The sequence below is a fragment of the Lichenicoccus roseus genome, assembly GCF_005844085.1.
In the GTDB taxonomy this organism is placed as follows: Bacteria; Pseudomonadota; Alphaproteobacteria; order Acetobacterales; family Acetobacteraceae; genus Lichenicoccus; species Lichenicoccus roseus.
On sequence record NZ_VCDI01000015.1, the window covers coordinates 20,237 to 30,278 of the forward strand.

Annotated in this window: 8 protein-coding genes and 1 pseudogene; 6 read left to right on the plus strand and 3 right to left on the minus strand. The window is 65.5% G+C overall.

The window, feature by feature from the left end:
- Positions 1-27: 27 nt before the first annotated feature.
- Positions 28-3,408, plus strand: a complete 3,381-nt coding sequence (locus FE263_RS21475; RefSeq protein WP_138328093.1) for a S41 family peptidase — start codon at positions 28-30, stop codon at positions 3,406-3,408.
- 288 nt (positions 3,409-3,696) lie between these two features.
- Here FE263_RS21475 and tnpC read toward each other — a convergent pair.
- From tnpC to tnpA, 3 genes and pseudogenes are all read right to left on the minus strand, one after another.
- Positions 3,697-5,271, minus strand: a pseudogene (gene tnpC / locus FE263_RS21485) (IS66 family transposase).
- Positions 5,268-5,648: an IS66 family insertion sequence element accessory protein TnpB gene (tnpB, locus tag FE263_RS21490; RefSeq protein ID WP_138328094.1), complete on the minus strand. Its 381-nt coding sequence runs from the start codon at positions 5,646-5,648 to the stop codon at positions 5,268-5,270. Before tnpB ends, tnpC begins: the two are co-directional and overlap by 4 nt.
- Positions 5,645-5,944 (minus strand): IS66-like element accessory protein TnpA, encoded by a 300-nt coding sequence (gene tnpA / locus FE263_RS23065; protein WP_138328102.1) that lies wholly within the window; start codon positions 5,942-5,944, stop codon positions 5,645-5,647. Before tnpA ends, tnpB begins: the two co-directional genes overlap by 4 nt.
- Positions 5,945-6,987: 1,043 nt before the next feature.
- On the opposite strand from tnpA, the gene FE263_RS21500 reads away from it, so the two are divergent.
- The 5 genes from FE263_RS21500 (at position 6,988) to FE263_RS21520 (ending at position 9,568) form a co-directional block, all read left to right on the plus strand.
- Positions 6,988-7,272, plus strand: a complete 285-nt coding sequence (locus tag FE263_RS21500; RefSeq protein ID WP_138328095.1) for a type II toxin-antitoxin system RelE/ParE family toxin — start codon at positions 6,988-6,990, stop codon at positions 7,270-7,272.
- Positions 7,273-7,285: 13 nt separating this feature from the next.
- Positions 7,286-7,603 carry a HigA family addiction module antitoxin gene (locus FE263_RS21505; protein WP_138328103.1) on the plus strand — a complete coding sequence of 106 codons (318 nt, stop codon included), beginning with the start codon at positions 7,286-7,288 and terminating at the stop codon, positions 7,601-7,603.
- A 24-nt stretch (positions 7,604-7,627) separates the two neighbouring features.
- Positions 7,628-8,386 carry a nucleotidyltransferase domain-containing protein gene (locus FE263_RS21510; RefSeq protein ID WP_138328096.1) on the plus strand — a complete coding sequence of 253 codons (759 nt, stop codon included), beginning with the start codon at positions 7,628-7,630 and terminating at the stop codon, positions 8,384-8,386.
- Positions 8,383-9,099, plus strand: coding sequence for a DUF6602 domain-containing protein (locus tag FE263_RS21515; RefSeq protein ID WP_138328097.1), 717 nt, complete (start codon positions 8,383-8,385; stop codon positions 9,097-9,099). Before FE263_RS21510 ends, FE263_RS21515 begins: the two co-directional genes overlap by 4 nt.
- 193 nt (positions 9,100-9,292) lie before the next feature.
- The gene (locus FE263_RS21520) at positions 9,293-9,568 is read left to right on the plus strand and encodes a hypothetical protein (protein WP_138328098.1); all 276 of its coding nucleotides are present in this window, start codon (positions 9,293-9,295) and stop codon (positions 9,566-9,568) included.
- Positions 9,569-10,042: the final 474 nt, after the last annotated feature.

A 10,042-nucleotide genomic window follows, 5' to 3' on the forward strand; every position in this document is an offset into this window, starting at 1 on the left:
CGGTCTTTCATAGTCCCTGGTGTTCCGATGCCCATCCCTTTCGTCCGCCTCGGCCTGCTCGCCTGCGCGACACTGCTCCAGCTCGTCGCCATGGGCGGCGCGTCCGCAGCGGTCGATCCGCGAACGGCGCTGATACGGTTTCCCAATGCCGGTTCGAACGGGATCGCTTTCGCGGCACGCGGCCATCTCTGGCTGGTGGACCGGAGTGGCGGCACCGCACGTCGCCTGACCGGAGGCAACGGCTTCGAGTTTGCGCCGCATTTCTCCCCCGACGGACGCTGGATCGCCTTTACCGGCGACCGCGGCGGCCAGCAGGATGTCTATGTCATGCCGGCAACGGGCGGCGAGGCGCGCCGGCTGACCTGGCTACCGCGCACATCCGGCGGCGGCGCCTTCAACCAGGGCCGTGCCGGAGGGCTGGTGTTCGGGTGGACGCCAGACGGGCGCAACATTGTATTCGCCGCACGGAAGTTCGGCTGGAACGGTGTGACCCGGCCGTTCACCGTACCGCTGGCGGGGGGCGAGCCGGAACCGCTGCCGGTGGACGAAGGCGCGTTCCCGAGCTTTGCCCCAGACGGGCACCGCTTCGCCTTCACACCCTCCTTCTTCGATTTCCAGGCTTGGAAGCGCTACGAGGGCGGCGAGGCGCCGTTCATCGACATCCTCGACCCGCGCACCGGCACGCTCGACCGGATCACCGACTCGAAAGGTTCGAGCCGAGAGCCGATGTGGGCCAGGGACCGGGTCTATTTCGTCAGCGACCGCGATGTGCATCGGCGCGCCAACATCTGGGTGTTCGACATCCGCACCCGGCAGACCCGGCAGGTGACGCGATTCACGGACTACGACGTGGACATCCCGTCGCTGGGCGGAGGCGCCATCACCTTCGGCCAGGCGGGCCGGTTGTGGCGGCTGGATCTGCCGTCCGAGCGGCTGCAACAGGTGCCGGTGTTGGTGCCGGACGACGGCGCGCTGACCGGGGCGCGGACCGTGCCGGTGGGTGACCACATCCGCGCCGAGGACGATGACTATGACGTGGATTATCGCCTGTCGCCGGACGGCACCCGTGTGGTCTTCTCGGCCCGCGGCGACATCATGGTGGTGCCGACGGGGTCGGGAAGCGTGCACGACCTGACCGGCACGCCGGGAGTCCAAGAGGACAATCCGGTCTGGTCGCCCAACGGACGGCGGATCGCCTACACCACGGACGCCGATGGGGAGAAGCGATTAGCGGTGCGACCGGTCGACGGCGGGCCAGAAATCCAGCTCACGCGGTTCAACTCCGGCTTCCTGTTCGAGCCGGTCTGGTCTCCCGACGGCAAATGGCTTGCGGTGCATGATGGTGCCCACCGACTGTGGCTGGTGCCTGCGGACGGCAGCGGCACGGTGCGGCAGGTGGCCTACAACCGGTTCCACTACATGCACGAGACGGACGAGCACGATGCGGCGTTCTCGCCGGACGGGCGCTGGCTGGCCTTCAGCACCAGCCGCACCACCCGCCTGCGGGCACTGCACCTGTATGACGTCACGCGCGGGATCGACACCGTTGTCAGCCAGCCGGAGAATAGCGACTACCGGCCGGCCTTCTCGGCGGACGGGAACACCCTCTTCTTCGTGTCCGACCGGCACGAGATCACGGTGCGCTCCGACCGGGAAACCGACGCCGAACAGATCAAATCGGGCGGGCTTTACGCGGCAGCGTTGGCGGCCGATGCGCAGGCGCCCTTCGAGCCCGACGCCAGTGGCGAGCCAAGGCCGCGTCCGGGCGCGTTCGGCGCGACCTGGAGGTCCGGAATGCCCGACCTGCGCGTCGACCCGACAGGGTTGATGGACCGCGCGGTGCCGGTGCCGGTACCGCCGGATCACATGACCCAGCTCGACGCGACGGCGGACGCGCTCGTCTATGAAACGCAGCCGCCCGACACTCTGGCCGGCGGGCTACCTGGCGAGCAGAACGCCGTGCATTGGTTCGACCTTCGACGCGGACAGGACGAGCTCGTCGTCGCCGGGCCCGACTCCTATGCCTTGTCGTCGAACGGATCGCATTTGCTGTATCAGGAGAACGGGCACTGGATCGTGGCGGACGCCGAAGCCGGCCATCCGCATGCGGCCACGCTCGATACGGCGGCCATGACGGCGCCCAGCGATCCGCGCGCGGAATGGCGCGAGATGTTCGAGGCGGCATGGCGGCTCGAGCGCGACCAATTCGTCAATCCGAACATGAACGGCAACGACTGGCGCGCCGTGCATGACGACTATGCCAAGCTGCTGCCGCTGCTCGGCAGCCGCGAGGACCTGAACTACCTGCTGGGCCAGATGGTGGGCGAGATGGGCAGCTCGCATCTTGCGGTCGGCGGCGGCGACGATCGGCAGACGGTGGCCACTGCGCCCACTCCGCAGCTGGGGGTGGACTACGAGCTTGATCCGGCTTGCGGGCGGTACCGCCTGGCGCGGGTGACACGGGGCGACCCGACTCGCGCGGAGGCACGGGCGCCGCTGGCATGGCCGGGACTGGACGTCCGGGCCGGGACCATCCTCGTGGCGATCGACGGGCACGACCTGCGTGCACCAAACAGTCCGGACGCGATGCTGTTCGGCAAGCGTGAACCGGTCACGCTGACGCTTGCCAATACGCCGGACGGCCCCCGACGCGACGTGACCGTGATGCCTGTCGCCAACGAGGACGAGGCCCGCAAGCGTGACTGGATCGCGAGCAACCGCGCTCTTGTCGACCGGCTATCGGATGGCCGCATCGGCTACCTCTACATGCAGGACATGCAGGATGTCGGCATGCAGGACTTCGTCCGGCAGTTCTACCCCCAGCTCGACAAGCAGGCGCTGCTGGTGGACGACCGCTGGAACCACGGCGGCAACACCGACCAGATCGTGCTGGAACGGCTGCGCCGGGTGCTGTCCAGCATGCAGACATTGCGCGACCGGGTGCCGCAGACCCAGCCGGACCAGATCCTGCCTGGTCCGAAGGCGATGCTGATCAACCGCTATTCCGGGTCCGACGGCGAGGTGATCGCCTACCATTTCCGCGCCTACGGGCTCGGCAAGCTGATCGGCACCCGCGGCTGGGGCGGCGTCCGGGGATTGCGCACCGATTGGGAGCTGCTGGACGGGGGCACTGTGCGGGTGCCGGAAATCACCTTCTACGATCTGAACAGCCACTGGATCGTGGAGAATCACGGCGTCGATCCGGATGTGCTCGTGGAGGAGCGGCCGGACGAGAGCCGGTCGGGGCATGACACGCAGCTGGAAGCAGGCGTGCAGACGCTGCTGGCAGAGCTGCTGAACGGCCGCGGCGTGACATTCCCGCCGTCCCCGGCAGCTCTTCCAGCCTATCCACCGTCAGGCGAGGTGCCACCGGTCTATATGTCCGGCGCTGGAGTAGTAGCTCCCTGATATCGCCAGTGATCTCACGTAGACCGGTCAGCAACCGGTTACTCTGACGATGCAGGCAGAGCACTTTGCTGCCGAAGCGCGGTGGCGGCACCTTGTAGCTGCTGCGACCACCGGTTCAAACCCTTCCGGATCTGGCAGCTTCAGGCGGATGGTGAGGCCCGCCACGGGTTCAGAAGCGCGACGTTTGTCGGTACGAAGTCAGGCAGGTTTCGGGTCACGACGGTTATGCCGTGTACCAGAGCCGTCGCCGCGATCAGCGTAACCCTCCGGTGAGTGCCCTGTAGCGGTTTAGGCGGCCGACTGCTTGGCGTTGAGCGTGCGCGCGTAGTTCCATGGCAGCAGTTCGTTCAGGCGCTGTGCAGGGTGGTCGGCGATGCGGCGTAGCGTGTCGGCAAGCCAGCCACGCGGATCAACGTCATTGAGCCTCGCGGTCACGATCAGGCTGTAGATCGCGGCGGCTCGTTCGCCTCCACGGTCTGATCCCGCGAACAGCCACGCCTTGCGGCCGATGGCGATGCCACGCAGCGCGCGTTCCGCCGCGTTGTTGGTGAGACAGATCCGGCCGTCCTCGAGGAACCGCGTAAATGCGGTCCATCGCTTCAGCATGTAGTCCATCGCGCGCCCGACATCGTTGTGTCTCGACAGCCGCGCGCGCTCGGTGCGCATCCAGGCTTCCAGCTCGCTGACCATCGGCACGATCATCTCTTGCCGTGCTGCCAGACGCTGCTCGGCATGTTGCCCGAGGATCCCCCGCTCGGCGTCAAAGATCGCGTCGATCCGCCGCACCGCCTCGATCGCAAGCGGCGCCTTGGCCAGGTTGGCGAGGACGAACAGCTTGCGCCTGCCATGCGCCCAGCACGCCGCCTCGACGATGGGCCCAGGCGCGCGCCCCTCACGATAGAGCTCGTTGAACCCGGCATAGGCGTCCGCCTGCAGGATCCCCGTATAGCGGGAGAGATGCCGTCGCGGATGAGCCGCCGTCCGGTCGGGCGTGTAGTGGAACATCGCTGCTGGTGGGCTTGAGCTGCCGAATGGCCCGTCGTCGCGCACATAGGTCCACAATCGACCGATGCTCGTCCGGCTCCTGGCCAGCACCGGCACGGTGGTGTCGTCGCTATGCAGGCGCTCGGCTGCGAGCACATGGGCGCGGATCAGCTCGATGAGCGGCGCGAGAGCCGTGCTGCAGGCTCCAACCCAATCCGCCAGCGTGGAGACGTCGAGGTTGATCCCCTCATGGGCGAACGTCTCGCTCTGCCGGTTCAGGGGCAGATGCTGGCCGAATGTCGCCTCGAGGATGGTCGCCAGCAATTCGGGTCCGGCGAGTCCGCGCGAGATCGGATGGAACGGTGCCGCGACCTGGGTGATCGTCTCGCAGGCGCGGCAGACCAGGCGCTCGCGCACCGTCTGCACCACCTTCCAGGAGCGTGGCACCACCTCCAGCGTCTCGGTGATGTCCTCGCCAAGCGTCGTCTGTCCCCCCTGTCAGCACGGGCAGGACACCGGGCCGGGGATGACGACACGCTCGCACGGCAGATGCGCCGGGAGGGGACGTCGTACCGGACGAAGGTGCACGGGTTCCGGCCGATCGCCGTTGGATGACGTGACCGCCGTTGCGCGATCCTCGCTGGCTGCGGCCTCGAGCTCTTCGAGTTGCAGTTCGAGCTGGTCGAGCCTGGCGCCGCGCTCGGCGGAGGCGCCGAACCGCTCCTGCCGCAGCTTGGCGATCAGCAGCTTGAGATGCGCGACCATGGCATCCAGCCCGCTCGCCCGCGCCTCTGCCTCCTGGCGCGCCGCACGCTCGGCCAGGAGGGCCGCGCGCAGCGCCTCGAGCTCGTTCGGGATCGGATCCGCCGCGTCGGTCACGCTGCAAGTGGAGCACGACACGCACGCGGCGTGTACCCCTTATCCGGCCGCCGGGTGCGCTGCGGAAGTCGCCAGTCGATGCCTTCCAGCATGTAGGCGAGCTGCGAGGCCGAGATCGCGACAGTTCCCTCTGCGGGCGTTGGCCGAATGAAGCGGCCGCGCTCGAGCCGCTTGGCATAGAGCGACATGCCGAGACCGTCGTGCCAGAGGACCTTCACCAGATCGCCCCGACGACCGAGGCACCCGGAGAGGTCGCCTGCATGCGGATCGCGCTCGAGAGCCTGCTGGACCTGGAGCGCAAGGCCGTTCATGCCCCGACGCATGTCGGTGTGTCCCGCCGCCAGCCACACGCGCACGCCGGATGGGATAGGGATCACGACCGCAAGGCCGTCAGCACGCCCCGGAGCATCTTGAGATCCGCACCACGGCCGACACGCACGCAGACGCCGCCCGGCAACATGATCTCGATCGATCGGTCGACCGGGACCTGCGACGCCGCCCTGCTGTCGTCAACCACCGTCACCGGCAGGAAAGCAGAGCCCTCGGCCGATGACAGCCCCGCTTGTGATCCATGCCTGGCGCGCCGCCAGTGCCAGAGCAGGCCGCGACTGATGTCGTGGCGGCGCGCAACGATCGCGATGCTGGCGCCCGGCTCCTCTGTCTCGGCGAGAATCCGCGCCTTGTCCTATGGCCGCCAGCGACGGCGACGCTCAACTCCGGTGATGATCTCGACCACGCCCAGCTGCCTCTAACGCCACATCTAAAAGCGTGCGTAGAGTCGCCTAACTCCGGACGTCACAGCAGGCGGTGTTCACCGGACGGATACGCCGGAAAGCCCGCATCGCCGGCACGGTGGAGCATCATGTTTCCGATCCGCTGCCGTCTGTTGAGCGCCTGCTGCGCGACGGCCGCAAAGACCGGATTTCCCCAAAAACCTCATAGTTGGCGGCCGCGCTGTGTCATGGGAGCGGTGCGGCGAATTCCCCAAATATCTCATAGTTGAAAAGGGCGGGACTTATCCACAGGCATAGAAGACGGCTTCCCCAAGAACCTTATAGTATTCCCCAAATGTCTCATAGTAACTCCCCAAAAGTCTCACAATAAGGGCCGTTTTTCCCCAAAAACCTCGTAGGAGTCCCCAAATCTCTCACATTTGGCGTTCTAAACCATTGAGACGGAAAGGCGATTTGGCTCTGAATCCTTGAATCTAAGAAGAATCTTTGAACACGGCCAGCCTGTGAATAAGTCGGGGGCGCGTCCGGCAAAGCCAGACCAGACTCTAATCAGCTGCGCCTCCCCAAGCCGGCAGCGCCGTCTCGGCCGTCCGGTGACGATCCTTCGCGCGAAGAAAAAGCGGACGGCCCTGAGGGCCGACACATAGGCGCCAGCGCCTGCGGCGCTAAAAGTGGATCGGCCGTAGGCCGATACTCATAACAGAGGCCCGCCAAGGCGGGCGGAAAGGAAGGAAGCGCCCTCAGCCAGCACCAAGTGTCGCGCCGTTCAGTCGTCCGCATCAAGGACGCTGCGCGCCGCTAAAGCGGTGCCCTGCGGGCATCCTTGACCCGGCCGCCCGCCCGTCAATGTGTGAAATCGCAGGGCCGGGACGAAGAACAGGGCTTTTCAGGCCGAACAAGGAACATGGTTCAAGGAAGAAAGAGGCTGGCGGGAAAAGGGTTGGACGGTTGACGTCACGCGTCAATTCAGCTATGCTAGCTTGTGATATTGGGTTTTAAGGACAAGCGGACGACGCAGTTCGCGGCTGGCGGGCGCGTCGCGGCGTTTTCTGGGTTCGACCGGCAGGCACACAAGCGGCTGGAAATGCTGGCCGCCGCGACCAGCCTGACCGATTTGCGGGCCTTGCCGAGCAACCGGCTGGAAACCTTGCGGGGCGACCGCGCTGGGCAATACAGCATCCGGGTCAACGATCAGTGGCGGGTCTGTTTTGAGTGGCCTGAGGGTGCTGCCGGGCCGTCCAATGTCGAGATTGTCGATTACCATTGAAGAAGGAGGCCCCATGACCAGACCGGCAATCCATCCCGGCGAAATCCTCGCCGACGAGCTGGCCGAACTCGGCGTCTCGCCGACCGAGCTGGCGCGGCAGATCAAGGTTCCGGCGAACCGGGTCTCGCAGATCATCAACGGCAAGCGGGCGATCACGGGCGACACAGCTTTGCGCCTCGGCCACTGGTTTGGCATGTCCGCCGAATTCTGGCTGAACCTGCAATCGGCCTACGATTTGCGGGTGGCGGAGCAGGCATCCGGCGCGGAGATCGAGGCCCTGCCTGTTCGCCCCGAGCAGAAGGCCCAGCCGCAGCAGCCGGCGCTTTTGTGAACCGCGCAGAAGACGGAAGGGGCAATGAGCGCTGATGATTACCTGAAAGGCATACTGGCCCGCCAGGCCGTAGACACCGGGCCTTATTCCCCCGTCCGCGCCGTGCAATCGGTCATTCAGCCGATCATCCAGCAATGGGCTGCCGGCTACCTGTCAAGCATCTCGCCAAGCGGCTCCTTCGCCAAAGGCACCGCCAATCACAGCGGCACCGACATCGACCTGTTTATCTCGCTGACCCAAAACACGCCCGACAGCCTGAAAGAAATTTACAACAAGCTGCTGCGCAAAATGACGGAGGCCGGCTATCAACCCAAGGCGCAGAATGTCTCGATCAATGTTCAGGTGAACGGCTATAGCGTCGACCTTGTGCCGGCGCGCCGGCAGGACGGCTACAGCCAGGACCACAGCCTGTTTAGGCGGCGGGCCGACACCTGGACGAAAACCAATGTCGCGACCCATATCAGCCGCATATCGCAGAGCGGGCGCACCCAGGAGATCAGGGCGATCAAGCTCTGGCGTAATCAGAAGGGCCTCGATTTTCCATCCTTCTATCTGGAGCTAACCGTGCTGGACGCCCTGTTCAATGCTCGGGGTTCTCTGTCGCAGAATGTCTGGAAGGTTTTCGAGTATCTGCGCAACAGCTTTCTGGCTGCGCGGGTAATGGACCCGGCCAACACCAACAACATCATTTCCGACGATCTCACCGCGGCCGAAAAGACGACGATCCGGAACGCAGCGGTCCGCGCGCTCGCCGCCAAGGACTGGAGCGAGATCGTCGTATGAGCTGGTCCCTGCCACGGCTGCTCGGCGGCCTGCACGACAATATCGAGCTGCGCCTGAAGACGGCCCGGCAGTCCTTTGGCCATCCCGGCACCAAAGGCGACGCGAGCGAGTCAGTCTGGCTCGAACTCCTGCAAAATTACCTGCCGCAGCGCTACGAGGCAGCATCGGCGCATGTCGTCGACAGCAATGGCGCATTCAGCGACCAGATCGACGTGGTTGTGTTCGACCGGCAATATTCGCCGTTCATCTTTCACTTCGAGGGGCAGAAGATCATCCCGGCAGAGAGCGTCTATGCCGCGTTCGAGGCGAAGCAGGCCATCAACGCCGACCAGGTGGACTATGCGCAGAAGAAAGTTGCCAGTGTCAGGAAGCTGCACCGGACCAGCCTGCCGATCCCACATGCAGGCGGCACTTTTCCGCCGAAGCCGTTGCCTCACATTCTCGGCGGCCTGCTGACCTTCGAGAGCGACTGGACCCCGCCGCTTGGCGATCCGCTGGCGAAAGCTCTGGCGGCAGGCGACACGCAAGGCCGCCTCGATCTCGGCTGCGTTGCAGCCCATGGCGTGTTCAACTACGACGCAACCGGTTTCCATACGGCCGCGCCGCAGGACAAGGCCGCAACCGCGTTCCTGCTGGAGTTGATCGCGAGGCTTCAGGACAGCGCGACGGTGCCGATGATCGACGTGCGCGCCTATGCCCGATGGCTCGTGTAGGTCAGGCCGGCCTCGCGCATCCGCCGCCAACGCTCCGTTTCCGGGGCATTGAGCAGCGCGTAAGCCGGCGCTAAATCCTTGCAGGCGGGGCAATCCGCAAGCGGACAGTAGATTTCGCCAGGACCGGCCGACCGGAGTGGGCTTTCGCAGAACCAGCAGTGCATAGACTTTTCCCCCGTGGCAGGATCATGACATGGCCGCCCAAAGCTTCACCGTCGAGCTGACCGAAGATCAAGCGCGGATCGTCCCGGAGATCGCGGAGGCGCACGGCATAAAGCCTGATGCCGTGCTGATCGAGGCCATAGGCCACGGCCTGGCGATGATCGTCGCGGGAGTCAACGAGGACGAGCTGGTGGAGCCCTGGGACAGGCCGGAGCCGAACCCGCCAAAGCGGAAGCAGAGGGGCAAAATGCCGTCTCTGACGGGCGGCAAGGGCGACTCCGACATGGGCGGCGACATACCGTTTTGACGGCGTGGGACTTCATCGAGGACGGGCGCAGGCTGTGGCGCGGGACATGCCCGACGCGCCTCGCCGTCTATCACGCGACATGCGGCTTTTTCGGCCTGTTGGTCGCGTCACTGGCCCTGTTTGAAACCGTCTCCCTCGCTGTCGCCATTCCCGCGCCTGCCGGGGCCGTCGCGCTGATCCTGCCGCTATGCTGGCTCATCCCGGCCAGCACAGGCATTCATCGCAGCAGGGCATGGACGAGGGAATGGGAAAGCCAACGCGGATGGTGGAGGAAGGGGAAGGACGACGACCGGAGCGACACGCCGGACGATCCTTTGCCGCCGCCAGCTCCGCCGCGCCGACCGTCAGCGCCAGCCCCGCAAAAGGAGTTAGCCGAAGTTTCATAGCCGCAGCACGCGCTAGAGCGGAAACCGTCCAACTTGAATCGTTAGGGATTCCCGACGCGGCCGCGATGTGATTCACCATGCAGGCTGG